Source organism: Phenylobacterium haematophilum (assembly GCF_014196295.1).
Taxonomy (GTDB): domain Bacteria; phylum Pseudomonadota; class Alphaproteobacteria; order Caulobacterales; family Caulobacteraceae; genus Phenylobacterium; species Phenylobacterium haematophilum.
This window is the reverse complement of sequence record NZ_JACIDK010000001.1, coordinates 867,694-890,801: the sequence shown is the minus strand read 5'-3', so window position 1 is coordinate 890,801 and position 23,108 is coordinate 867,694. Positions and strand designations below refer to the sequence as shown.

The 23,108-nt window shown below is 67.5% G+C and carries 24 protein-coding genes; 17 read left to right on the top strand and 7 right to left on the bottom strand.

Annotated elements, in window-relative coordinates; genetic code table 11:
- Positions 1-14 precede the first annotated feature (14 nt).
- Complete coding sequence (gene tpiA, locus GGQ61_RS04455) at positions 15-758, top strand: triose-phosphate isomerase (protein ID WP_183770052.1); 744 nt, start codon at positions 15-17, stop codon at positions 756-758.
- 5 nt (positions 759-763) lie between these two features.
- Here tpiA and GGQ61_RS04450 read toward each other — a convergent pair whose 3' ends face one another.
- Entirely contained in the window at positions 764-1,177 is a 414-nt protein-coding gene (locus tag GGQ61_RS04450; protein ID WP_183770051.1) for a VOC family protein, read from the bottom strand.
- Between the two features lie 31 nt (positions 1,178-1,208).
- The gene (locus GGQ61_RS04445; protein WP_183770050.1) at positions 1,209-1,724 is read right to left on the bottom strand and encodes a GNAT family N-acetyltransferase; all 516 of its coding nucleotides are present in this window, start codon (positions 1,722-1,724) and stop codon (positions 1,209-1,211) included.
- 110 nt (positions 1,725-1,834) lie between these two features.
- On the opposite strand from GGQ61_RS04445, the gene secG reads away from it, so the two are divergent.
- From secG to lpdA, 11 genes are all read left to right on the top strand, one after another.
- On the top strand, positions 1,835-2,260 hold the full coding sequence (gene secG / locus GGQ61_RS04440) for a preprotein translocase subunit SecG (protein WP_183770049.1): 426 nt from the start codon (positions 1,835-1,837) through the stop codon (positions 2,258-2,260).
- Between the two features lie 155 nt (positions 2,261-2,415).
- Positions 2,416-4,056, top strand: a complete 1,641-nt coding sequence (gene pyrG / locus GGQ61_RS04435; RefSeq protein ID WP_183770048.1) for a CTP synthase — start codon at positions 2,416-2,418, stop codon at positions 4,054-4,056.
- A gap of 48 nt (positions 4,057-4,104) precedes the next feature.
- Positions 4,105-4,461: an MmcQ/YjbR family DNA-binding protein gene (locus GGQ61_RS04430; protein WP_183770047.1), complete on the top strand. Its 357-nt coding sequence runs from the start codon at positions 4,105-4,107 to the stop codon at positions 4,459-4,461.
- 93 nt (positions 4,462-4,554) lie between these two features.
- The gene (gene rpmF, locus GGQ61_RS04425; protein ID WP_056018768.1) at positions 4,555-4,737 is read left to right on the top strand and encodes a 50S ribosomal protein L32; all 183 of its coding nucleotides are present in this window, start codon (positions 4,555-4,557) and stop codon (positions 4,735-4,737) included.
- A gap of 162 nt (positions 4,738-4,899) precedes the next feature.
- Complete coding sequence (eno, locus tag GGQ61_RS04420; protein WP_183770046.1) at positions 4,900-6,180, top strand: phosphopyruvate hydratase; 1,281 nt, start codon at positions 4,900-4,902, stop codon at positions 6,178-6,180.
- A gap of 118 nt (positions 6,181-6,298) precedes the next feature.
- Positions 6,299-6,595: a septum formation initiator family protein gene (locus tag GGQ61_RS04415; RefSeq protein ID WP_183770045.1), complete on the top strand. Its 297-nt coding sequence runs from the start codon at positions 6,299-6,301 to the stop codon at positions 6,593-6,595.
- A gap of 76 nt (positions 6,596-6,671) precedes the next feature.
- Entirely contained in the window at positions 6,672-7,712 is a 1,041-nt protein-coding gene (gene pdhA, locus GGQ61_RS04410) for a pyruvate dehydrogenase (acetyl-transferring) E1 component subunit alpha (protein ID WP_183770044.1), read from the top strand.
- Complete coding sequence (locus GGQ61_RS04405; protein ID WP_183770043.1) at positions 7,709-9,094, top strand: pyruvate dehydrogenase complex E1 component subunit beta; 1,386 nt, start codon at positions 7,709-7,711, stop codon at positions 9,092-9,094. The genes pdhA and GGQ61_RS04405 overlap by 4 nt, the downstream gene beginning before the upstream one ends.
- 13 nt (positions 9,095-9,107) lie before the next feature.
- The gene (locus tag GGQ61_RS04400; RefSeq protein WP_183770042.1) at positions 9,108-9,542 is read left to right on the top strand and encodes a GFA family protein; all 435 of its coding nucleotides are present in this window, start codon (positions 9,108-9,110) and stop codon (positions 9,540-9,542) included.
- A gap of 11 nt (positions 9,543-9,553) precedes the next feature.
- A complete protein-coding gene (locus GGQ61_RS04395) occupies positions 9,554-10,840 on the top strand; it encodes a pyruvate dehydrogenase complex dihydrolipoamide acetyltransferase (RefSeq protein WP_183770041.1) in 1,287 nt (428 codons plus the stop codon).
- 14 nt (positions 10,841-10,854) lie between these two features.
- Positions 10,855-12,255, top strand: coding sequence for a dihydrolipoyl dehydrogenase (lpdA, locus tag GGQ61_RS04390; RefSeq protein WP_183770040.1), 1,401 nt, complete (start codon positions 10,855-10,857; stop codon positions 12,253-12,255).
- Positions 12,256-12,289: 34 nt separating this feature from the next.
- Here the strand turns inward: lpdA and GGQ61_RS04385 are convergent, their stop codons facing one another.
- The 3 genes from GGQ61_RS04385 to GGQ61_RS04375 form a co-directional block, all read right to left on the bottom strand.
- The gene (locus tag GGQ61_RS04385) at positions 12,290-12,694 is read right to left on the bottom strand and encodes a DoxX family protein (protein WP_183770039.1); all 405 of its coding nucleotides are present in this window, start codon (positions 12,692-12,694) and stop codon (positions 12,290-12,292) included.
- Positions 12,695-12,741: 47 nt separating this feature from the next.
- Complete coding sequence (locus tag GGQ61_RS04380) at positions 12,742-14,295, bottom strand: AMP-binding protein (protein ID WP_183770038.1); 1,554 nt, start codon at positions 14,293-14,295, stop codon at positions 12,742-12,744.
- 126 nt (positions 14,296-14,421) lie between these two features.
- Complete coding sequence (locus GGQ61_RS04375; RefSeq protein ID WP_183770037.1) at positions 14,422-15,438, bottom strand: alpha/beta fold hydrolase; 1,017 nt, start codon at positions 15,436-15,438, stop codon at positions 14,422-14,424.
- 77 nt (positions 15,439-15,515) lie between these two features.
- Between GGQ61_RS04375 and lipA the strand changes: the two genes are divergently transcribed.
- Together lipA and GGQ61_RS04365 are read left to right on the top strand one after the other, a co-directional pair.
- Positions 15,516-16,478: a lipoyl synthase gene (gene lipA, locus GGQ61_RS04370; RefSeq protein ID WP_183770036.1), complete on the top strand. Its 963-nt coding sequence runs from the start codon at positions 15,516-15,518 to the stop codon at positions 16,476-16,478.
- Between the two features lie 4 nt (positions 16,479-16,482).
- Positions 16,483-16,932, top strand: a complete 450-nt coding sequence (locus GGQ61_RS04365) for a type II toxin-antitoxin system RatA family toxin (RefSeq protein ID WP_183770035.1) — start codon at positions 16,483-16,485, stop codon at positions 16,930-16,932.
- Here GGQ61_RS04365 and GGQ61_RS04360 read toward each other — a convergent pair.
- Positions 16,929-17,420 (bottom strand): CinA family protein, encoded by a 492-nt coding sequence (locus GGQ61_RS04360; RefSeq protein ID WP_183770034.1) that lies wholly within the window; start codon positions 17,418-17,420, stop codon positions 16,929-16,931. The two genes, GGQ61_RS04365 and GGQ61_RS04360, sit on opposite strands and share 4 nt — an antisense overlap.
- Positions 17,421-17,504: 84 nt before the next feature.
- Here GGQ61_RS04360 and GGQ61_RS04355 point away from each other — a divergent pair, with 84 nt between their 5' ends.
- On the top strand, positions 17,505-19,751 hold the full coding sequence (locus GGQ61_RS04355; protein WP_183770033.1) for a spermidine synthase: 2,247 nt from the start codon (positions 17,505-17,507) through the stop codon (positions 19,749-19,751).
- On the opposite strand, the gene GGQ61_RS04350 is transcribed toward GGQ61_RS04355, so the two are convergent.
- The gene (locus GGQ61_RS04350; protein ID WP_183770032.1) at positions 19,748-20,887 is read right to left on the bottom strand and encodes a bifunctional 2-C-methyl-D-erythritol 4-phosphate cytidylyltransferase/2-C-methyl-D-erythritol 2,4-cyclodiphosphate synthase; all 1,140 of its coding nucleotides are present in this window, start codon (positions 20,885-20,887) and stop codon (positions 19,748-19,750) included. The two genes, GGQ61_RS04355 and GGQ61_RS04350, sit on opposite strands and share 4 nt — an antisense overlap.
- Before the next feature lie 90 nt (positions 20,888-20,977).
- Between GGQ61_RS04350 and dusB the strand changes: the two genes are divergently transcribed.
- Both dusB and GGQ61_RS04340 read left to right on the top strand, forming a co-directional pair.
- On the top strand, positions 20,978-21,985 hold the full coding sequence (dusB, locus tag GGQ61_RS04345; RefSeq protein WP_183770031.1) for a tRNA dihydrouridine synthase DusB: 1,008 nt from the start codon (positions 20,978-20,980) through the stop codon (positions 21,983-21,985).
- Complete coding sequence (locus tag GGQ61_RS04340; RefSeq protein WP_183770030.1) at positions 21,982-23,103, top strand: two-component system sensor histidine kinase NtrB; 1,122 nt, start codon at positions 21,982-21,984, stop codon at positions 23,101-23,103. The genes dusB and GGQ61_RS04340 overlap by 4 nt, the downstream gene beginning before the upstream one ends.
- Positions 23,104-23,108 lie beyond the last annotated feature (5 nt).

Here is a 23,108-nt window from a genome sequence, read left to right as displayed (position 1 = left end):
ATTAGAGGCAAGACATGACTTCTCCGACCCCTTTGATCGCCGGCAACTGGAAGATGAACGGGGTCGCCGCGTCGCTCGCCGAGGCCCAGGCGGTCGCGGCCGGGATCGAAAACAGCAAGGCGCGAGTGGCGATCTGCCCGCCCGCAACGCTGGTCGCGCGTGCGGCCGCAGCGCTGGGAGGCGGGAAGGTGCTGGTCGGCGGCCAGGACTGCCGCGCGGAAACGTCGGGCGCCTTCACGGGCGACATCGCGGCCGAAATGTTGGCCGACGCCGGCGCCAGCCTGGTGATCCTCGGGCACTCCGAGCGCCGTGCGGGATATGGCGAGACCGATGAAGTGGTCGCCGCCAAGGTGGGCGCGGCCCTGCGGGCGGGGCTTGAGCCGATTGTCTGCGTCGGCGAGACCCTGGCCGAACGCGAAGCGGGCGATGCGTTGAGCGTGGTGACCGGGCAGGTGAGGGGATCGCTGCCGGCCGAACTGGCGGGCAAGGCATTCTGCGTCGCCTATGAACCGGTCTGGGCGATCGGCACCGGCCTGACGCCGACCACCCCGCAGATCGAGGAAGTTCATATCGCGATCCGCGCGGCCCTGGTCGAGGCGTTCGGCGATCACGGCAAGAGCGTCGCCATCCTGTACGGGGGCTCGGTGAAGCCCTCGAACGCAGCCGAAATCCTCGCCGCGGCCGAAGTCGGCGGCGCGCTGGTCGGCGGGGCGTCGCTGAAGGCCCAGGACTTCCTGGGCATCATCAACGCGATCTAAGGCGGTCAGCCGGGCGGACCCTTCAACTCGACGGTGTTGCCTTCGGGGTCATGGATGTAGATCGAAGGCCCTTCGCCGTCGGCTCCGAAGCGCGGCGCGGTTTCCCCGATCTCGACGCCATGGGCGGCCAGATGAGCGCGGATGGCCTCCTCGTCGAATGGCCGGACCACGAGCGCGAAGTGGTCGAGATTGCGCCCGTCGGGTCCGGGCGCCGGGCCACCCTGCCGGCCCAGCTTGCCGTCGACGGTGACCAGATCGATGAGCGAAGCGCCGACGCGCATATGGGTCATGCCAAGGTCCGGGCGGTCCCATTCGACCGGGCAGCCGAGGACGTCCCGGTAGAAGGCGATCATCTTTTCCTTGTCGACGATGCGCAGGACGATGTGGTCGAGGCCGGTGGTCTGGATCGGATGGCTCATGAACCCTAGTTAGGCCGGCCGCCGGCTCTTGCTAGAGCAGCAGCCCGAACAGCCGGCAGTCCCGGTGCTCGCCATCGCGCAGGACGTGGCCGCGCAGAAGGCCTTCCTCCTCGAAGCCGAGCTTTTCCAGGAGGGCGTCCGAGCGCAGGTTCCCCAGATGCGTGCGGGCCGACAGCCGCCTCAAGCCCAGCGTCGCAGCGTAGCCGACCACCGAGCGCATCGCCTCCAGCGCATAGCCCTGACCCCAGGCCCCGCGCCCCAGCATGAAGCCGATCTCGGCGCGCTTGTGCCAGCGGTCGATCTCTGAGAGGTCGCAGGCTCCCAGGAACTCGTCGCCGGCGAGGGTGTGGATGGTCCAGTGCATGGCCTTGCCGGCGTCGGCCTCAGCGACCTGGCCTTCGACGATCACCCGGACCAGGTCGGGATCGTCGATCTCGGGAACGTCCCAATGAGCCATGACCTCGGGATCATTCAGCAGCGGAAACAGGCGTTCGGCGTCCCGCGCCGCGAGCGGCCGCAGGCTGAGGCGTTCGGTTTCCAGAATCATGACCTTGTCCGGGCGATGCGACGCGCTAGCTATGGCCTTACGCGCTCCCTGGTGTTAGATCGCGCGCTTCATTTCGGAGCGGGGGACCGCCCGAAGTCATTGGATACGTCATGCTGCTCGGCATTCTGCTCACCATTCACGTCATCGTCTGTATCGCTCTGATCGCTGTGGTTCTGCTGCAACGGTCGGAAGGCGGCGCCCTGGGCATGGGCGGGGGCAACACCGGCTTCATGACGGCGCGCGGCGCCGGCGATCTGCTGACCCGCACGACCTGGATTCTCGGCGGCGTGTTCTTCGTGCTGAGCCTGGCGCTGACGATTCTGGCCGGCCAGGAGCGCGGCGCCTCGTCGGTCGTCGACCGCATCAAGGTGCAGGGCCTCGATCCGAACCAACTGAACCAGCCGGCGCAACCGGCGGCTCCGACCGCGCCCAGCGACGCGCCCGCGCCGCTGACCGCGCCCACCCCGCAGGTTCGCAGCCCATTCGACGCGCCGGCCGCGCAGCAGACCGCCCCCGCGGCGCCGTCCAACCCCTAAGCCCAGTTATGATCGTGAGCCTGACAGAAAAGCCGCTTCGGCGGCTCGTTCGGCGTTTGTGCGCGCCGCTCCTCCCAGAACTTTGCTCTCAATCCACAGGCTTTGGCGAAACGCCGCAGGGCGCCCGCCGCGAATCGGAGGTAATCTGAACGCCCATGGCCCGGTACATTTTCATCACCGGCGGCGTGGTCTCCTCCTTGGGAAAAGGTCTCGCGTCCGCCGCCCTTGGCGCGCTCCTGCAGGCTCGCGGCTATAAGGTCCGCCTGCGCAAGCTTGACCCCTATCTGAACGTCGATCCGGGGACGATGAGCCCCTATCAGCACGGCGAGGTCTTCGTGACCGACGACGGCGCGGAGACCGACCTCGACCTGGGGCACTACGAGCGCTTCACCGGTGTGAACGCCACCAAGGCCGATAACATCACCACCGGTCAGATCTACAAGACCATCATCGAGAAGGAGCGCCGCGGCGACTACCTCGGGGCGACGGTGCAGGTGATCCCGCACGTCACCGACGAGATCCGCAACTTCGTGCTCTCCGATCCCGGCGAAGGCGTCGACTTCGTGCTGGTCGAGATCGGCGGCACGGTCGGCGACATCGAGGGGCTGCCGTTCTTCGAGGCGATCCGCCAGTTGGGCCAGGAGCTGCCCCGCGGCCATGCCTGCTACATTCACCTGACCTTGCTGCCGTACATCAAGACGGCCGGCGAGATGAAGACCAAGCCGACCCAGCACTCCGTCAAGGAACTGCGCTCGATCGGCATCCAGCCGGACATCCTGCTCTGCCGCTGCGAGCAGCCGATCCCGGCCAGCGAGCGCCGCAAGATCGGCCAGTTCTGCAATGTGCGGGAAAGCGCGGTGATCCAGGCGATGGACTCGCCGAACATCTATCACGTGCCGCTCGACTACCACGCCCAGGGCCTGGACCGCGAAGTGCTGTCGGTGTTCGGCATGCTGGACACCGCGCCGGCGCCGGATCTTTCGCGCTGGCAGTCGATCTCCAACATCCTGACGCATCCGGACGGCGAGGTGAACATCGCCGTCGTCGGCAAGTACACCGGCCTGACCGACGCCTATAAGTCGCTGGTCGAAGCCCTGGTGCATGGCGGCGTCGCGAACAACGTTCGCGTCAAGTTCGACTGGATCGAGGGCGAGGCCTTCGAGCGTGAAGAGGGGCTGATCTCCGAGCGCCTGACCGGCGTGCACGGCGTGCTGGTGCCGGGCGCGTTCGGCGAGCGCGGCTCGGAAGGCATGATCCGCGCGGTCCGTTTCGCGCGTGAGCACGAGATCCCGTACTTCGGCATCTGCTTCGGCATGCAGATGGCGATGATCGAGGCCGCGCGGAACCTGGCCGGAATCAAGCAGGCCTCGTCCACCGAGTTCGGCCCGACCTCGGAGCCGATCGTCGGCCTGATGACCGAGTGGGTGCGCGGCAACGAACGCGAGACCCGCAGGGAAGGCGACGACCTGGGGGGGACGATGCGTCTGGGCGCCTATGACGCTGTCCTGACGCCGGGTTCGAAGGTGGAGGCCATCTATGGCGGCACCACCATCAGCGAGCGCCACCGGCACCGCTACGAGGTCAATATCACCTATCGTGAAGCCATCGAGAGCACCGGGCTGGCGTTCTCGGGCCTTTCACCTGACGGCGTGCTGCCGGAAATCTGCGAACGCAGCGACCACCCGTGGTTCGTCGGCGTTCAGTTCCACCCGGAACTGAAGAGCCGTCCGTTCGACCCGCACCCGCTGTTCACCGGCTTCATCGGCGCCGCCAAGGAGCGGAGCCGGCTGGTCTAGCTTCAGAACTCCCTCCCCATCAGCGGGAGGGAGCGCTAGCCTGTCGTCATGCTCACGCAGGATGACGTCCGCCGTATCGCGCTCGCCCAGCCCGAGGCCTACGAAGCCGATCATCACGGCATGCCGTCGTTCCGCGTCGGCAAGAAGATATTCTGCACGATCCACCAGGACCGCCCACGGACGATGCTCAAGCTCGATCCTGAAGACCAACGCAATCTGGCGGAAGGCCGGCCGGGCGTGGTCGAGCCGGTTCCGGGATTTTGGGGCAAGAATGGATCGACCTTCGTGTGGTTCGAGCGAATCGATGAGGCCGATCTGGCTGGACTGATGCGCATGGCCTGGGCTCAGGTGGCCTCTAAGACCTTGCAGGCAAACGTTTTGAACGGGATTCACAAGGGCGGTTGAAACCGCGGACGTTTTCCGGCATACACCCGCGCTCACGTCGGCGGCCGCCCGTTCGGCCGCCTTCTCCATTTTCTACGCCTGCGAGATTTTCCGATGGCCGTTCCGAAGCGAAAAGTATCCCCCTCGCGGCGCAACATGCGACGCTCGCACCACGCGCTGGGCGCCAACTCCTATGTCGAGGACAAGGAAACCGGCGAACTGAAGCGTCCGCACCACGTGGACCTGAAGACCGGCATGTACAAGGGCCGCCAGGTCATCACGCCGAAGGCCGACTAAGCCTTCGAGGTTCCGGCGCATAGCGCGCCGGCGAGTTTCGAAAGCCCCCGTCCGGGATGCCGGGCGGGGGCTTTTGCTTTGCCCGCTCGGCTGGCGATTTGCCCACGCGTGCGAAGGTGGCTAAACGAACGCGCGCCTTCCGCCCAAAGACCTGGAGCTCCCATGACCGAAATCATCGACATCACAGCCCGTGAAATCCTGGATAGCCGGGGCAATCCGACGGTCGAAGTCGATGTCGTCCTGGAAGATGGCTCGATGGGTCGCGCCGCGGTGCCGTCCGGGGCCTCCACGGGCGCGCACGAAGCGGTCGAGAAGCGGGACGGCGATAAGAGCCGCTACGGCGGGAAGGGCGTCCTGCAGGCCGTAGAGGCCGTCAACACCGAGATCTACGACGCGCTGTCGGGCTTCGACGCCGAGGACCAGCGCCGCCTCGACCAGCGCCTGATCGAGCTGGACGGCACGCCGAACAAGGCCCGCCTGGGCGCCAACGCCATTCTGGGCGTCAGCCTGGCGACCGCCAAGGCCGCGGCGATCAGCGCCGGCCTGCCGCTCTACAAGTATGTCGGCGGCGTCTCTGCCCGCGTGCTGCCCGTGCCGATGATGAACATCATCAACGGCGGCGCCCACGCCGACAATCCGATCGACATCCAGGAATTCATGATCCTCCCGACCGGCGCGCCGACCTTCGCCGAAGGCCTGCGGATGGGCGCGGAGATCTTCCACGGTCTGAAGAAGGCCCTGAAGGACGCTGGTCACAACACCAACGTCGGCGACGAGGGCGGCTTTGCCCCCAACATCGGCTCGGCCGAAGAGGCCCTGGCCTTCATCGTCAAGGCCGGCGAAGCGGCCGGCTACAAGGCCGGCTCGGACTTCCAGCTGGGCCTCGACGTCGCCTCGACGGAGTTCTTCAAGGGCGGCAAGTACGTGCTGGAAGGCGAGGGCAAGACCCTCGATCCGGCCGGTATGGTCAAGTACCTGGAAGGCCTGGTGAAGAACTTCCCGATCGTGAGCATCGAAGACGGCGCGGCCGAGGACGACCTGGAAGGCTGGAAGCTGCTGACCGAGGCTCTCGGCGGCAAGGTGCAGCTGGTGGGCGACGACCTGTTCGTTACCAATCCGGCGCGCCTGTCGATGGGCGTCGACAAGGGGCTGGCCAACTCGATCCTGGTCAAGGTCAACCAGATCGGCACGCTGTCCGAGACCATGGACGCCGTCGAGATGGCCCACCGCGCCGGCTACACCTCGGTGATGAGCCACCGCTCGGGCGAGACCGAAGACTCGACCATCGCCGACCTCGCGGTGGCGATGAACTGCGGTCAGATCAAGACCGGCTCGCTGGCCCGCTCGGACCGGACCGCCAAGTACAACCAGCTGCTGCGCATCGAGGAAGAGCTGGGCGACCAGGCGATCTATCTCGGCGCCAAGGCGCTGAAGCAGCTCTAAAACGCGCCACATTCGGCGGGCAGGATTTTTCGCATCCGGCCCGCCGATCCGGTGTTTGTAACCGGAAATTAAGCACGTTTGCGTGAGATGTCGCTGATCAGGAGTCCTGGATTCGACCGTGTTCGCGCGCTTCCGCCCATATCTGCCGACCGCGGCGCTCGTCCTCCTGATCTTCTATTTCGGGTTCCACGCCTTTACGGGCGAGCGTGGCCTTTTGTCGTCCACGCAACGGGATGCGACACTCGCGGCCAAGTCCCAGGAACTCGCCGACCTGCGCGCCCAGCGCCGCGATCTAGAAGCCCGCGCCAAGCTGCTGCGCGATTCGAGCCTCTCCGCCGACCTACTGGAAGAACGTGCCCGTTCCCTGCTAGGTTTCGGGCATCCGAACGACTATGTGGTCCGCGTGAAGCCCTAGGGCGGATTCGTTCGTTCATTAACGACCCGAAAGCGTGGAATTTAACCGCGCAAAATCATTCCTACGGGAGAGACAGATGGCGCGTGGGCAAACGAGCTCCGCAGCTAAGCGCAAGAGCAATGACGCCGACGGCGGCGCCGTAGGCGGCGTGACCAAGGACGAACTGCTCAAGTACTATCGCGACATGTTGCTGATCCGCCGCTTCGAGGAGCGGGCCGGCCAGCTCTACGGCATGGGGCTGATCGGGGGCTTCTGCCACCTTTACATCGGCCAGGAAGCGATCGCGGTCGGCGTGCAGGCGATCAAGGAGCCTGGCGACCAGGTCATCACCGGCTATCGCGACCACGGCCACATGCTGGCCTGCGGCATGGATCCGCGCGAGGTCATGGCCGAACTGACCGGCCGGGCCGGCGGCTCATCCAAGGGTAAGGGCGGGTCGATGCACATGTTCTCGACCGAGGCCGACTTCTACGGCGGGCACGGGATCGTCGGCGCGCAGGTCGCGCTGGGCACCGGATTGGCGCTGGCCAACCACTACCGCGACAACAAGAAGGTCTCGTTCACCTACTTCGGCGACGGGGCGGCGAACCAGGGCCAGGTCTACGAGAGCTTCAACATGGCTCGGCTGTGGAACCTGCCGGTCGTCTATGTGATCGAGAACAACCAGTACGCGATGGGCACCTCGATCGAGCGCTCGTCGTCGGAAACCCATCTGTACAAGCGCGGCTCGTCGTTCCGGATCCCAGGCGAGGAGGTCGACGGCATGGACGTGCTGGCGGTCAAGGCCGCGGCCCAGAAGGCCGCCGACTATGCGCGCTCGGGCGAGGGCCCCTACATCCTCGAGATGAAGACCTATCGTTATCGCGGCCACTCGATGAGCGACCCGGCCAAGTACCGGACCCGCGACGAGGTCGACGAGGTGCGCAAGACCCGAGACCCGATCGATCACGTTCAGGAACTGCTGGAAAAGAACGGCTGGGCCGACGAGGCCGCGCTCAAGGCGATCGACGCGGAAGTGAAGGCGATCGTCGCCGACGCCGCCGAGTTCGCCCGGACCTCGCCCGAGCCCGAACCCTCCGAACTCTACACGGACGTCTATCTGGAGGCCGCTCAGTGACCGACGTCCTTATGCCTGCGCTTTCCCCGACCATGGAGGAAGGCACGCTCGCCAAGTGGCACGTGAAGAAGGGCGACGCCGTCCGTTCGGGCGACGTGATCGCCGAGATCGAGACCGACAAGGCGACCATGGAGGTCGAAGCCGTCGATGAGGGCGTGGTCGAGGAGATCCTCGTGCCGGAAGGCGCCGAGGCGGTGAAGGTCAATACGCCGATCGCCCGGCTGTCGGGCGATGGCGCTGCGTCGGCCAAGCCCACCACCGAGGCGCCGCCCGCGCAGTCGGCCGGCGATCCCGAGAAGAAGCAGCCGGAGGAGGCCGAGCCCGGGCCCGAAGGCGAGGCGACGGCCCCGGTGGTTCCGAAGGTCGAGCTGCGTGATGCAGAGCTGCCCGAGGGCGTCAAGCTCGTGAAGACCACCATTCGAGACGCCCTGCGCGACGCGATGGCCGAGGAGATGCGCAAGGACGACAAGGTCTTCCTGATGGGGGAGGAGGTCGCCCAATACCAGGGCGCCTACAAGGTCAGCCGGGACCTGCTGCAGGAGTTCGGCGACAAGCGCGTCATCGACACCCCGATCACGGAGTACGGCTTCGCCGGCCTCGGCGTCGGCGCCGCCATGGCGGGCCTGAAGCCGATCGTCGAATTCATGACCTGGAACTTCGCCATGCAGGCGATCGACCACATCATCAACTCGGCCGCCAAGACGCTCTACATGTCCGGCGGGCAGATCAAATGTTCGGTGGTGTTCCGTGGGCCGAACGGCGCCGCGGCCCGCGTCGGCGCCCAGCACAGCCAGGATTATTCGGCCTGGTACGCCCAGGTCCCGGGCCTCAAGGTCGTCGCGCCGTACGACGCGGCCGACGCCAAGGGCTTGCTGAAGGCGGCGATACGCGATCCGAACCCCGTCGTCTTCCTCGAACACGAGATGATGTACGGCCAGGAGTTCGACGTTCCCGAGGACGTCGACTGGGTCGTGCCGATCGGCAAGGCCAAGATCCGCCGCGAGGGCAAGGACGTCACCATCACCGCCCACTCGCGGATGGTCGGCCTGGCGCTGAAGGCGGCCGAGGAGCTGGCGGCCGAGGGCATCGAGGCCGAGGTCATCGACCTGCGCACCCTGCGCCCGCTCGACCACGAGACGATCGTCGAGAGCGTGAAGAAGACCAACCGCCTGGTCACCGCCGAGGAGGGCTGGGGCCCGATGGGCGTCGGCGCCGAGGTCGTGGCGCGGGTGCTGGAGCACGCGTTCGATTATCTGGACGCCCCGCCGGCCCGCGTGCACCAGAAGGACGTCCCGCTGCCCTATGCGGCAAATCTGGAAGCCCTCTCGCTGCCCTCGGTGGAGGACATCGTGAAGGCGGCCAAGGCGGTCGCCTACAAGTGATGACCGGCCGCTCATGACCACGCTCGCCGGCCACTGCCACTGCGGCGCGATCCGGGTGGAGCTCGAAACCGGCAAGCCGGCCGGCGAGCTTCCCCTGCGGTCCTGCCAATGCGGCTTTTGCCGGCGACACGGGGCCAAGACCACCAGCGACCCCGATTGCCGGCTCAACATCGAGGCGGCGCCGGGCTCGCTCAATCGCTACCGGTTCGGTCGGCGGATGGTGGAAGCCCTGCTTTGCGACGAGTGCGGCGTCTACGTCGCCTCGGTCATCCAGATCGAAGACAAGATGCTCGCCACGCTGAACGTGGCGGGGTTCGCCCTCGACGGGTTTACCGGCCGCGCTGGAGAACCTGTCGCCTATGACGACGAAACTGACGAGGACAGGCTGGCCCGGCGAAAGGCGCGCTGGACGCCCACCGTGCTTGTCGAAGCCTCGCCCAGCGCCTGAGAAGCTTGAAGATGTCCATTGATGTTCTGATGCCCGCGCTCTCTCCGACCATGGAAGAGGGCACGCTCGCCAAGTGGCACGTGAAGAAGGGCGACAAAGTCTCGTCCGGGGACGTGATCGCTGAAATCGAGACCGACAAGGCGACCATGGAGGTCGAGGCGGTCGACGAGGGCGTGGTCGAGGATATCCTGGTGCCGGAAGGCTCCGAAGGCGTGAAGGTCAACACCCCGATCGCCCGGCTGAGCGGCGATGACGCCGCCGCCGCGCCGGCGCCCATGGCCGAACCGGCGAAGTCCGAAGCCCCGAAGACGGAAGCGCCCAAGGCCGAGGCGAAGGCGGAGCCTGCCAAGGCCCAGGCGCCCGCTCCGGCCCCTGCGCCGGCCCGGACCTCGGGCGAGCGGATCTTCGCCTCGCCGCTGGCGCGGCGGATCGCCGGGCAGAAGGGGTTGGATCTCGCGCAGGTGCAGGGCTCGGGCCCGCACGGACGGATCATCAAGCGCGACGTCGAGGGCGCGACGCCCCAGGCGGCCAAGCCCGCCGCGGGCGCCGCGGCGGCCGCGTCCGCGCCGCGTCAGGCTCAGACCCTGGCCCAGATGGGCATTCCGGACGGCAGCTACGATCTCATCCCGCTGGACGGCATGCGCAAGACGGTCGCGCGGCGGATGACCGACAGCTTCCGCGACGTGCCGCACTTTCCGCTCACCATCGATCTGGAGATCGACGGCCTGCTGGCCAGCCGCGCCAAGATCAACGCCATGCTGGAGAAGCAAGGCGTGAAGGTCAGCGTCAATGACCTGGTCATCAAGGCCGCCGCGGTGGCCCTGAAGCAGGTGCCGGAGGCGAACGCGTCGTATTCGCCGGAAGGCATCGCGATGCACCACAACGCCGACATCGCCATGGCCGTGGCGATCGAGGGCGGCCTGATCACCCCGATCATCCGCAAGGCGGAGACCAAGGGGCTGGCTCAGATCGCGGTCGAGGCCAAGGACCTGGCCGAGCGCGCGCGCACTCGCAAGCTCAAGCCTGACGAGTTCCTGGGCGGCACCTTTTCGGTGTCGAACCTCGGCATGTTCGGCATCAAGTCGTTCGGCTCGATCATCAACGAACCGCAGGGCTGCATCCTGTCGGTCGGCGCCGGCGAGCCGCGGCCCGTGGTCAAGAACGGCCAATTGGCGATCGCCACGGTGATGACCGTCACCTTGTCCTGCGATCACCGCGTGGTGGACGGCGCGACTGGCGCGCGCTGGCTGCAGGCCTTCAAGGCCCTGATCGAAGACCCCATCACGATGATCGTCTGAGGAAGCAGTAAGTCATGGATTTCGACGTCATCGTCATTGGCTCGGGCCCAGGCGGATATGTGACCGCCATCCGCGCCAGCCAGCTCGGCTTCAAGACCGCCATCGTCGAGCGCGAGGCGCTCGGCGGCGTTTGTCTCAACTGGGGCTGCATCCCGACCAAGGCCCTGCTGAAGTCCGGCGAGGCCTACGAGAACCTCAGCCACATGGCCGACTACGGTCTCAAGGTCGAGAAGGCGAGCTTCGACTTCAGCAAGATCGTCGAGCGCTCGCGCAAGGTCGCCGGCCAGCTGAATTCCGGCGTCGCTTTCTTGATGAAGAAGCACAAGATCGAGGTCATTGAAGGCGTCGCCAAGCTCGAAAAAGGGCAGGGCGCGCCGAAGGTGGTCGTGGCGCTGAAGGCCGGCGGTTCGCGGACCGTGCAGGCCAAGCACGTGATCCTGGCCACCGGCGCGCGGGCGCGCACGGTTCCCGCCGTCGGCATGGAGCCGGACGGCGATCGCATCTGGACCTATCGCGAGGCCATGGTTCCGAAGGCGGCGCCGAAATCCCTGATCGTCATCGGGTCTGGCGCCATCGGCATCGAATTCGCCAGTTTCTACCGGGCCCTGGGCTCGGACGTGACGGTCATCGAGGCGCTGCCGCGCATCCTGCCGGTCGAAGACGAGGAAGTCTCCAAGACCGCCCACAAGGCGTTCGAAAAGCGCGGCCTGAAGTTCAGGGTCGGGGCCAGCGTCAAGAAGCTCGCCAAGTCGAAGACCGGCGTGTCGATCGAGCTTGAAGCCGGCGGCAAGGCTGAGACGCTGGAGGCCGACATCGCCATCGTCGCCATCGGCATCGTCGGCAACGTCGAGGACCTCGGGCTCGAGGCGCTGGGCGTGAAAGTCGAGAAGACCCACGTGGTCACCGACGCCCATGGAGGGACGGGCGTGCCCGGCCTCTACGCCATTGGCGACGTCGCCGGCCCGCCGTGGCTAGCGCATAAGGCCAGCCACGAAGGCGTTCACTGCGTCGAGCACATCGCCGGTCTGAAGCCCAACAATCTCAGCTCGCCGATCCCGGGCTGTACCTATTCGACCCCGCAGATCGCCTCGGTTGGCCTGACGGAAGCGCAGGCCAAGGAGCAGGGGATCGAGGCCAAGGTCGGCCGCTTCCCGTTCAAGGTGAACGGGAAGGCCATCGCCGCCGGCGAGACGGAGGGGTTCGTGAAGACCGTGTTCGACGGCAAGACCGGCGCGCTGATCGGCGCGCATATGATCGGCGCGGAAGTCACCGAGATGATCCAGGGCTTCACCCTGGCCATCACCCTGGAGGCCACCGAGGAGGAGGTGTTCGCCACCGTCTTCCCGCACCCGACCATGAGCGAGGCGATGCACGAGGCCGCGCTCGACGCCTACGGACGCGTCCTACATATCTGACGACGGCGGGGGCGCCGTATCGGGCGCCCTCGGATTACAGCCGTCGGCGGCGGCCGCGACGCGTGGCGTCGAGGCTCCATGCGCCGCCGCCGGCGAAGACCAGGTACAAGAACACGAAGCAATACAGGATCGCCGGTTCGCCGCCGTTGAGCGCCGGCCAGACGCCCTGAGAGCCGTGGGCGATGAAGTAGGCTACGGCCATCTGGCCCGAGCAGATGAACGCCGCAACCCGCGTGAACAGGCCCAGCACCAGCAGGCCGCCGCCGACCACCTCGATCCATGCAGCCGCCAACAGCATCATCGGCAGCGGGTCCGGCGCGCCCGGCTGCGGCGCCGGGAAGTGGAACAGCTTCATCAGCCCGTGCTCCATGAAGAGCAGGGCGGCGATGATCCGCAACAGGCTCAGCACCCGCGGCGCCCAGGCCTCCAGGTTCGGCATAGCAGTCCCTCCCAATCGGCGCCGAAGCGGCGCGATCCAGTCGGGGATCAGGCGGCGCGGCGCCCGTCAGCCTCCGCCATCCGCGTGATCGCCACATAGTCGGTCTTGCCGGTGCCGAGCACGGGAATCTCGGTGACCCGGATGATCTTGCGGGGGACGGCCAGCTCCGGCGCCCCGATGGACTGCGCGTGGGCGACCAGAGGGCCGGTGTCGGCGTCGCGGCGGTCGGTGACCAGCACCAGGCGCTCGCCCTTCTTGGAATCAGGCATGGCGATCACCGCATGGCGGCTGTCAGGCCAGACGGCGGTCGCGATGTCTTCGGCGGCGGTCAGCGAAACCATTTCGCCGCCGACCTTGGCGAAACGCTTCACCCGGCCAAGGATCTTGATCCAGTTGTCCGAGGTGATGTCGACGACGTCGCCGGTGTCGTGCCAGCCGCCGGGTGGCGGCTCGAGCCCGTTTTCAGTCAGGTAGCCGGCCATGATGTTGGGACCGCGAACGAACAGGCGGCCGCCGCCCGGGATGCCCTCGACCTTTTCGAGCTTGGCCTCAATGCCGGGCAACAGGCCGCCGACCGTGCCGCGGCGGTTGTCGGTCGGTTTGTTCACGGCGATCACGGGCGAGGCCTCCGTCGCGCCGTAGCCCTCCAAGACCGGGGTATCGCCGAAGCGATCACGGATCAGGTTGTGGGTCTCGTCGCGCACCTTCTCGGCGCCGCAGACGATGAACTGCAGGCCCGACAACTCGTCGCGCTCGGCGGCGCGAGCATACTGGTTGAGGAAGGTGTCGGTGGCGAACAGGATAGACGCCCCGGTGTCCTTGATCAGCGGCGGGATCTGCTTGACGTGCAGCGGCGAGGGGTACTCGAACGCCTTCATGCCCTTCATCAGCGGCAGCAGCACCCCGCCGGTCAGGCCAAAGCAGTGGAAGGTCGGCAGCGGGTTGAACATCACCCACGACGGATCGAGCGGGATGTGAGCGGCGACCTGCTCCACATTGGCGATCAGATTCGCCTGGCTGAGGATCACCCCGCGCGGCGCCCCGAAGCTGCCGGAGGTGAACAGTATCACACCTGGATCGGACGGCTTGGTGGCCGCGCGGAAGCGCTTCGGGAAGGCCCCAGCGGCGGCGGCGAACAGCTTGTCGGAGAGGCCGACCGTCTCGCGTACGTCTTCGAGGTAGGTGATCGCGGCCAGCGGTTCGAGCGCGTCGATCAGGTCGTGCAGTTTGCCCTGTTCGATGAAGCGGTGCGAGGTCAGCACGCGCTTGACCCCGGCCAGCTCGCAGGCCGCCTTGAGGTTGCGGATGCCGGCCGTGAAGTTGAGCATCGCCGGCGTGCGCCCGAAGGCGTGCAGGGCAAAGAAGGTCACCACGGCGCCGGCGCTGGCCGGCAGCATGACGCCCACGCGCTCGCCCTCGGTGGTCATGGCCGCGATCTTACGGCCGAGCGCGAACGCGGCGCGGATCAGGTCGGTGTAGGTGAGCGGCTTGCGCTCCTGGTCTTCCAGGATCGGCTTCTTGGCGCCGTAGGTGGCGCGCGCGTCGACCAGCGCATCGAACAGTGAGCGCTCGCACGAACGCGGATCAAAAGAACGCGACAAAGGCGAAAACCTCCCCGAACGTCTCGCCGATTATTGTTGGGCGCGAGCCTATAGCCCACGCCTGAGGTTGAAAAGATGTGTAACAGGTCGTGAGCCTCGGCCTGCCCGTCAAGCCCAGACGCCGGCTTAAGTTCTTGCCGGGCCTGCCGAAATCGTCGCAGGCGCGGCGTGGGGCAGACGGCCGTCGATGAAGCCGTCCACCGCGTCGAGCCAGGGGCGGCGCCAGCGGTCGGCCTCAAGATGCAGGGCGCTGCGCGCGCCCGACAAGCTGCTGGTGCTGCAGTCGGGAAGTTGCGCGCAAAAGGCGGCGGCCGGCCTGTCCGGGTTCAGCATCAGCACGGGCGTGCGTACTTGCCGCGCGCCGGATTCCAGTACGCGGCTGGCGGCCTCAAAGGCGTTGGTCCAGCCGAGGCTGGGGCCGGATAGGCGCAAGTCGGGATTGGCGGTCATCCAGGCGTGCCCGACATGACCGCGCCATTCGTCATGCGTGCGCCCGGCCTTCTGGTCGTCCGGTGTCTGGCGGCTCCAGGGTTTCCACCCTGCTGGAGGAGACGAAGCGCGCCGGACCGGACCGAGCAGCGCCTTTTCCGGCGGGGCGGCGAGCTTCGGCGAACTGGCGATCACGCCGTCGACCTTGAGGCCCGAGCGCACCGCGCTCAGCGCCACGACGGCGCCGTCGGCGTGCGCCAACAGAACGAGCGGCGAGTCGGGCGTCGGGCGGACGACCACCCGAACCAGCTCCCGCAGCGCCGTCACGTCCGGGTCGAAGGAAGGCGCAAAGCCGAGATCGCGGGGCAGGACGTAGCGTCCTGAGCCGCCCTGGCCGGCGCGATCCAGTATCCAGACGGTGCAGCCGCGCTCGATCAGGTCGGAGGCGGTCTCGAACCATATCTCGGCTGTTTCGCCATATCCCGGCACGATGACCACGGTGGCGACGGGGACCCGTCTGGTGCTGGCCACGCCGTAGCGCTGGAGCGGTCGGTCGCCAACGCCGACATAGCCCCAGGCCCAGCCTTCCGGCGGGTAGAACCGGGCGGCGAGCGACCCGGGCGTGCGGCTTTCCGCGAACGGCTCGCGGCCGCCGTCGCGCCCGCAGGCCGCGAGCGAAAGGACCAGAGCGGCGAGCAGACACGCGCGAACCATGGCCGAGTTTGACCATGCGTCGCCGGGCCGCTCAATCACGCCTTGATCCGAAGGGACAGAAAGCCGATCTAGGCCTTATGGCGACCGTCATCGACACCCTCGGGGGGCCACGGCCCCGACATCCCGAAAAGCAGTCGCGCCCCGACACGCCGATCCTGCGAAAGCCGGAGTGGCTGCGCGTGCGCGCGCCGGGTTCGCCCGGCTACAATGCGACGCGCTCGATCGTGAAGGAGCACGGGCTCACCACGGTCTGCGAAGAGGCCGCTTGCCCGAACATCGGCGAGTGCTGGAGCCAGAGCCACGCGACCATGATGATCATGGGCGAGATCTGCACCCGCGCCTGCGCCTTCTGCAACGTCAGCACCGGTAAGCCGCTGCCGCTCGATCCGACCGAGCCGGCCCGCGTGGCCGACGCCGTGCGCAAGATGGGCCTGAAGCACGTCGTCATCACCTCGGTCGACCGAGACGACCTGGCCGACGGCGGCGGCGCGCACTTCGCCGCGGTGGTTCACGCGATCCGCGCCGCGGCGCCCGGCACCACCATAGAAATCCTGACGCCGGACTTTCTGCGTAAGGCGCCGAGCGCGGCCGAGATCGTCATCGACTCCAAGCCGGATGTCTTCAACCATAACCTCGAGACCGTGCCGCGGCTCTATCTCTCGATCCGGCCGGGCGCGCGTTACTATCACTCGCTGCGCCTGCTGGAGCGGGTGAAGGAGCGCGACCCGAACCAGTTCACCAAGTCCGGTCTGATGGTCGGACTAGGCGAGGCCAAGGAAGAGGTCATGCAGGTCATGGACGACATGCGGTCGGCCGGCGTCGACTTCCTGACCATTGGCCAGTACCTCCAGCCGACCCGCAAGCACGCGGCCATCGACCGCTTCGTGACGCCTGAAGAGTTCAAGGCCTACGAAGAGATCGCCCGGGCCAAGGGCTTCCTGATGGTCTCGGCGAGCCCGCTGACCCGCTCGTCGCACCATGCCGGGGAGGACTTCGCGCGGCTCAAGGCCGCGCGGCTCGCGAAGGACGCGGCGGCCTAACCGCTTGCCGCGCCACCATATCGAGAAGGTGCTGCCGTATGCGCCCGATCAGCTCTTCGCGTTGGTCGGGGACGTGGAGGCCTATCCTCAGTTCGTGCCATGGGTCCAGTCCCTGCGCACCTGGAATCATACCTCGCCGGCCGAAGGGGTGAGCCAGCTCGACGCCAAGGTCGGGGTCGGATTCGCCTTTCTGAAAGAGGCCTTTTCGACTCGCGTACGGCGCGACGCCAACGCTCGCCAGATCGACGTGCAGCTGCTGTCGGGGCCGTTCAAGCACCTGGTGAACCGTTGGCGTTTCGTGGAGGCGCCGGGCGGAACCCGAATCGAGTTCGACATCGACTTCGAGTTCAAGACCAGGCTGCTGACGGGCCTGCTGGAATCGAACTTCAACCACGCGGTCGAGCGGCTGATGGCCTGCTTCGAAGGGCGGGCGAGGGCGCTCTATCCCGCCTAGGTCATCCGGTCGCGCAGCGCCTGCAGCGCGGCCTGCACCGCCTGTTCCTGAATATCGGAGCGTGTGACGCCGTCGAACAGCTCGGAGCGGTGCATCAGCGCCTGGTTCGAGCGCGCGGTGGCGATGTGCACTGTGCCCACCGGCTTCATCGGCGTGCCGCCGCCGGGACCGGCGACGCCGGTGATCGCGACGGCGACGTGAGCGTTCGACGCCTCCAGCGCCCCCTCGGCCATCATGCGCGCCACGGGTTCGGACACCGCGCCGAGGTCGGCGATCAGGTCGCCGGGGACGCCCAGCAGCTCCTGCTTGGCGCGGTTGGTGTAGACCACGAAGCCGCGTTCGAAGACGTCGGACGCCCCGGGGATCGAGCAGATCGCGCCGGCGACCAGGCCGCCGGTGCAGCTTTCGGCCGTGACGATGCGCAGCGAGCGTTCGCGCGCCTCGTCGATCAGCAGCCGCGCCAGGGTTTCGATCTCCAGGGAAAACATGATGGGCGACTCCAGCTGGCTCTAGGCAAGGACGAAGGCTGACCACAACATCGCCGGAGCCCGCCACACAAGCCGATTCGATCCATGACCACGCTAGAACGGGCCGAACGGCCAACCGCTTCGATCTCTCCGGTCCTCTTTGCGGTGACGACTTTCGCCAGCGCGGGTCTGGTTTTCCTCGTGCAGCCGATGGTGGCCAAGCTGGTGCTGCCGCTGCTCGGCGGCAGTTCGTCGGTCTGGAATACGTCGATCGCCTTCTTCCAGGCGGCGCTGCTCGTCGGCTACGGTTATGCCCACGCGCTGCAGAAGATTCGCTCAGTGCGCGTGCAGGCGCTCGTGCACGTCGCTGCGCTTCTGGTCGCGGCGCTGGCGTTGCCGCTCCGCGTGACGGGCCTGCTGGGCGAGCCGTCGTCGGATCACCCGTCGTTGTGGCTGCTCGGAGTGCTGGCCGTCTCGATCGGCGCGCCGTTCTCCATCCTCTCGGCGACTGCTCCGCTGGTGCAGGCCTGGCACGCCCGCACCATTCATGCGGAAACCGGGGCCGAGCCCTACGTGCTCTACGCCGCGTCCAACCTGGGCAGTCTACTGGCCTTGCTGGCCTATCCGGCCCTCGTCGAGCCGCTGGCGACGCTGCATGGGCAGACGGCCGGCTGGAGCACCGGCTACGTCGCGTTTGTGGTGCTGATGGCGACGCTGGCGCTGTTCGTCTCGCGCGCCCGCGTCGCGACGGTTGAAGCGCCGGCCGCCGACGCCGGCCCCGCGCCGAGCTGGCGCGACCGGGCGATCTGGGTCGGGCTGGCGGCGATCCCGTCCAGCCTGATGCTCGGCGTTACGACCCATATCACCACGGACGTGGCCTCGGCGCCGTTCCTCTGGGTCATTCCCCTGGCGCTCTATCTGGTCACGTTCATCATCGCCTTCTCGGACAAGCCGATCATCTCGTCGGAATTGACCCTGACGCTGCAGGCCGCGGCGGTGGTGGCGTGCGCGGCCATGTTGCCGTTCAAATCGGCCAACTTCATGCTGCAGTTGTCGGTACATTTGGCGGCTTTCTTCCTGACGGCGCTGATGTGCCACCAGGCGTTGGTCGCCCGGCGGCCAAACCCGGCGCACCTCACCGAGTTCTATCTGTGGATGTCGTTCGGCGGCGTCGTCGGCGGCGCGTTCAACGCCTTCCTGGCGCCCGTTATCTTCGTGAACGTTTGGGAGTATCCGCTGGCCCTGGTGCTGGCCTGCCTAGCTCGGCCTGGACTTCAGCCGGTCGAACTGTGGCGCTGGGCGACCTTTGCGCTGGGCGTCGCCGCGGCTGCGGCGGCGCCGGTCATCGCGCTGAAGTTCGGAATGGTCGACCACTACAAGCTGATCGTCTTTGCGCTGGTGCTGGTCGCGACGGTCAGCGCCTTTGTCATCCGTCGCCAGATGATCGTGTTCTTCGGGCTCGTGGCGGTGCTTTCGATATCGGCCGAGCTGGTCGGGGACCGCGTGGACGTTCGCCAGAGCTGGCGCAGCTTCTTCGGCGTCCTGCGGCAATCGGAGATGCCGGTGCCTGAGATGGGCGGGCGCGTGAAGATGCTCTCGCACGGCACGACGCTGCACGGCGCGCAGGCCCAGGATCCGCGCTACATGTGCCGCCCGCTGGTCTATTACGCCCCGGAGACGCCGATCGGACAGGTCTTCAGCCACGAGATCAAGCGTCCGAGCCCGCTGCGCGTCGGCGCGGTGGGGCTCGGCACTGGCGCGGTGGCCGCCTACACCCGCAGGGGCGATCATCTGACCTTCTTCGAGATCGATCCGCTGGTGATCCGGCTTTCGACCAATCCGCAGCACTTCAGCTACACGACGACCTGCGCCAAAGGGGTGATTGACTATGTGGTCGGCGACGCGCGTCTGACCCTGGCCAAGCAGCCGGCTGAAACGTTCGACGTGCTGTTGATCGACGCGTTCTCGTCCGACGCGGTCCCAGCGCACCTGCTGACTGTCGAGGCGATGAAGGGCTACCTCGCCAAGCTGAAGCCTGACGGCGTGCTGATCGTACACCTGTCGAACCGCAATCTCGAGCTGCGCGCGCCGGCGATGGCGGTGGCCGAGGCGGCCGGCGGCTTCGCTCTCATCCAGCGTCATAGCCCCGCCAAGGGCAGTCCGCCCCTATGGGAATCGGCCGAGGACGCGATGATCGTCACCCGCAGTCTGGCGGCGCTCGAGCCTTACGAGGCGGACGAGCGCTGGTCGCAGACCGACCCGACATCGGCCCGGCCCTGGACCGACGACTACATGAACCTGGCCGGGGCGATGTATACGCAGCTGAAGGTGAACTGGCCCTGGCTGCCTTAGGACGGGGTCTCCACCGCCACGATCGCCTGGGCCAGCAGGCCCTCCTGGCGTCCGGTGAAGCCCATGCCCTCGGTGGTGGTGGCCTTTACGCTGACGCGGTCTAGCGGCACGCCCAGGAGTTCGGCGAGGCGCTGGCGCATGGCGTCGCGGTGGGGGCGGATCTTGGGACGCTCGCAGACCAGAGTGACGTCGGCGTTGACGATCCGGCCGCCCTTGTTCGTCAGGATTTCGACCGCGTGCAGCAGGAACCTGTCAGACGCCGCGCCCTTCCACTGCGGATCGGACGGCGGGAAATGCTCGCCGATGTCGCCCTCGCCGATGGCGCCCAGGATGGCGTCGGTCAGGGCGTGGAGCCCGGCGTCGGCGTCGGAGTGACCGATCAGCGTCTGGTCGTGCTCGATCTTCACCCCGCAGAGCCACACCGCTTCGCCCGGACCCCAACGATGCGCATCGACGCCCTGGCCGATGCGGGTGACGCGCGCGCCGCCCGCCAGTTGCTCGGCCATGGCGAAGTCCTCCGGATAGGTCAGTTTCATAAGGCGCGGATCGCCGGCGATGATGGCGACCTTGCCGCCGTTTCGTTCAACGACCGCGGCGTCGTCGGTCGGTTCGGCGTCGGCGGGCCAGGCGGCGTAGGCCGGCCGCAGGACGCCCGGCCGAAAGGCCTGGGGCGTCTGGGCGCGCCATAGACCGTCGCGTGGGACAGTTTCCTCGACGGCGTCGCCGCCGCGCTTGAGGGTGTCGGCGACGGGCAGAGCTGGGACTGCGCCGTCCGCGCTCTCGAGCGCCGCCAGCAAGCCCCGGATATGCGTGGCCGTCAGGAAGGGGCGGGCGGCGTCATGCACAAGGACGGCGCTTTCGCCCTGCAGCGCAGCGAGTCCCTGCTGGACCGAATCCGCACGCGTCGCCCCGCCGCGCACCGCGACCGCGCCCGGCACGCCGCGGAGAAGTTCGGCCGCCTCATCCAGCCAAGCCTCGGCGACTACGATGACAATCTGTCGCGCCCCCGCTGCGGCGAACGCCTCGATCGACCAGGAGAGGATCGGGCGGCCGCCCAAGCTGCGCCAAGGCTTGGGCGCGCCAGGGCCGGCGCGAGTGCTGGAACCTGCGGCGACGATGACGGCTGAGAAATCCATGGCGTCTGTTTAGGCCGCGTACGCCCGCTGTCTAGGCTTTACGGCAGTGCACAATTTGCCTAAAACGAAGGCGATAGGGGTGACTATAAAATGAGCAACACGCTCAAGATCGGGGATGTAGAAGTCGGCGGCCGCGCCTGGATCGCGCCGATGACCGGCGTCTCCGATCTGCCGTTCCGCAAGGCCGCCAGCAAGCTGGGCGCGAGTTATGTCGCGACCGAGATGGTCGCCTGCGCCGAATTCTCGAAGGGCCGGCCCGATGTGGTGCGCCGTGCGGCCGTGGGCGAGGGCCTGCCGCTGATGGTGGTCCAGTTGGTCGGCCGCGACCCCGGACATATCGCCGAGGGCGCGCGCCTGGCGGCGCAGGCCGGGGCGCAGATCATCGACCTGAACTTCGGATGCCCGGCCAAGGAGGTGACCGGCGTGCTGTCGGGTTCGGCGCTGATGCGCGAGCCTGACCTCGCCGAGAGCCTAATCGCCGCCGCGGTCGACGCCGTCGACGTGCCGGTCACGGTGAAGATGCGGCTGGGCTGGGATGCTGCGTCGAAGAACGCGCCTGACATCGCCGCGCGGGCGCAGGCCCGCGGGGCGCGGGCGGTCACTATTCATGGCCGCACCCGCAGCCAGTTCTACAAGGACGCGGCCGATTGGAGCGCGGTGCGGCCGGTGACCGAGGCGGTCTCTATTCCCGTCATCGTCAACGGCGACATCGTCGATGGGGAGAGCGCGCGTCGCGCACTGGCCGCATCGGGCGCCGACGGGGTCATGGTCGGGCGCGGCGTCTACGGGCGGCCTTGGGTCGCGACGCAAATCGAGACCGAGCTGGCCGGCGGCGTGTTCGAAGAGCCGCTGGCCGAACGCCGGTTGGAGATCGCGCTGGAGCACTTCCACGACAGCCTTAACTTCTATGGCGAGCGGCTGGGCCTGCGAATCTTCCGCAAGCACCTGGCCTCCTACATCGAGAACGCGCCCTGGCCCGGGACGGCTGAAGCGCGGCGAGCCGCACGTTCCACGCTGTGCCGGCTGGACGATCCGGCGGAGGTCGAAGCTGGCCTGACCGCCCTGTGGTGTGACCCTCAACCGAGACTGGCCGCATGACCAACCAAACCCGCGCGGCGCCGAACGGGCTGAACCTGGAGCTTCTGAAGTCGAGCGCCTTCGACATATCTCCGGAGCCCGCTCTTGTGGTCAGTCGTGATGGGGCGCTGGTCGCGGTCAACGAGGCCGCCGAGGCGCTGTTCGGCCAGGGCCTTGGCCTGCTGACCCGTGGGCGGTTCGGAGCGGCCTTGCCGCCCGGGTCGGCGCTGGTGTCGCTGCTGGACCGGGCCCGGGAGGAGGGCGTTCGGGTTCGCGAACGAGGCGTGGAGATCAGCCTGTTCGGTCATCCGTCCTTCGAGGCGGACGGCGCGGCCGCCCCGCTCGGCGACGGCTCGGTGCTGCTGACCCTTCACGTCAAGGGCGGGGCGCTGGGCGGCGAGCGGACCGGCGCCGAGCAGGCGGGCCTGCGGACCATCGTCGGGCTGGGTCACATGCTGGCGCACGAGATCAAGAACCCGCTGGCTGGCATCCGCGGCGCGGCCCAGCTGCTCAAGTCGGGCGCCAAGGTCGAGGATGCGCCGCTGGCCCAACTGATCGTCGATGAAACCGACCGCATCCGGCGGCTGGTCGATCGGATGGAGGCGTTCTCGGACGACGCGCTGCCGGACTGCCATCCGATCAACATTCACCAGGTGCTCGACAGGGTGAAGGCGCTGGCCGCCAACGGCGTCGCCGACGGCTTGCAATTGACCGACGACTACGACCCGTCGCTGCCGCCGGCCTATGGCGACGAGGACCAGCTGATCCAGATCTTCCTGAACCTCGTGAAGAACGCCGCCGAGGCCGCCCATGCGCGCGGCGATGGGCGCGGGGCGATCACCATCCACACCGCCTATCGGCATGGTGTGAAGGTCCGCGCCGCCAAGGGGCACATCCTACGCGGCGCGCCGCTGGAAGTGCGTATTCAGGACAACGGCCCGGGCGTGCCCGCGCACCTGCGTGAGAGCCTGTTCCAGCCGTTCGTCAGCACCAAGACCCACGGGGCGGGCCTGGGCCTGGCCCTGGTCGCCAAACTGGTCGCCGGACACGGCGGCCTGATCGATTTCGAATCCGAGCCGGGGCGCACGACCTTCCGTGTGCTTCTGCCGATCGCGTCTGGAGAGGATACGCCGGCATGAATGCG

Bases quoted from the DNA above. Each gene is read 5' to 3' on its own strand.
- tpiA (WP_183770052.1), top strand. From the start codon at position 15: ATGACTTCTCCGACCCCTTTGATCGCCGGCAACTGGAAGATGAACGGG.
- GGQ61_RS04450 (WP_183770051.1), bottom strand. From the start codon at position 1,177: ATGAGCCATCCGATCCAGACCACCGGCCTCGACCACATCGTCCTGCGC.
- GGQ61_RS04445 (WP_183770050.1), bottom strand. From the start codon at position 1,724: ATGATTCTGGAAACCGAACGCCTCAGCCTGCGGCCGCTCGCGGCGCGG.
- secG (WP_183770049.1), top strand. From the start codon at position 1,835: ATGCTGCTCGGCATTCTGCTCACCATTCACGTCATCGTCTGTATCGCT.
- pyrG (WP_183770048.1), top strand. From the start codon at position 2,416: ATGGCCCGGTACATTTTCATCACCGGCGGCGTGGTCTCCTCCTTGGGA.
- GGQ61_RS04430 (WP_183770047.1), top strand. From the start codon at position 4,105: ATGCTCACGCAGGATGACGTCCGCCGTATCGCGCTCGCCCAGCCCGAG.
- rpmF (WP_056018768.1), top strand. From the start codon at position 4,555: ATGGCCGTTCCGAAGCGAAAAGTATCCCCCTCGCGGCGCAACATGCGA.
- eno (WP_183770046.1), top strand. From the start codon at position 4,900: ATGACCGAAATCATCGACATCACAGCCCGTGAAATCCTGGATAGCCGG.
- pdhA (WP_183770044.1), top strand. From the start codon at position 6,672: ATGGCGCGTGGGCAAACGAGCTCCGCAGCTAAGCGCAAGAGCAATGAC.
- GGQ61_RS04400 (WP_183770042.1), top strand. From the start codon at position 9,108: ATGACCACGCTCGCCGGCCACTGCCACTGCGGCGCGATCCGGGTGGAG.
- GGQ61_RS04395 (WP_183770041.1), top strand. From the start codon at position 9,554: ATGTCCATTGATGTTCTGATGCCCGCGCTCTCTCCGACCATGGAAGAG.
- lpdA (WP_183770040.1), top strand. From the start codon at position 10,855: ATGGATTTCGACGTCATCGTCATTGGCTCGGGCCCAGGCGGATATGTG.
- GGQ61_RS04385 (WP_183770039.1), bottom strand. From the start codon at position 12,694: ATGCCGAACCTGGAGGCCTGGGCGCCGCGGGTGCTGAGCCTGTTGCGG.
- GGQ61_RS04375 (WP_183770037.1), bottom strand. From the start codon at position 15,438: ATGGTTCGCGCGTGTCTGCTCGCCGCTCTGGTCCTTTCGCTCGCGGCC.
- lipA (WP_183770036.1), top strand. From the start codon at position 15,516: ATGGCGACCGTCATCGACACCCTCGGGGGGCCACGGCCCCGACATCCC.
- GGQ61_RS04360 (WP_183770034.1), bottom strand. From the start codon at position 17,420: ATGTTTTCCCTGGAGATCGAAACCCTGGCGCGGCTGCTGATCGACGAG.
- GGQ61_RS04355 (WP_183770033.1), top strand. From the start codon at position 17,505: ATGACCACGCTAGAACGGGCCGAACGGCCAACCGCTTCGATCTCTCCG.
- GGQ61_RS04350 (WP_183770032.1), bottom strand. From the start codon at position 20,887: ATGGATTTCTCAGCCGTCATCGTCGCCGCAGGTTCCAGCACTCGCGCC.
- dusB (WP_183770031.1), top strand. From the start codon at position 20,978: ATGAGCAACACGCTCAAGATCGGGGATGTAGAAGTCGGCGGCCGCGCC.
- GGQ61_RS04340 (WP_183770030.1), top strand. From the start codon at position 21,982: ATGACCAACCAAACCCGCGCGGCGCCGAACGGGCTGAACCTGGAGCTT.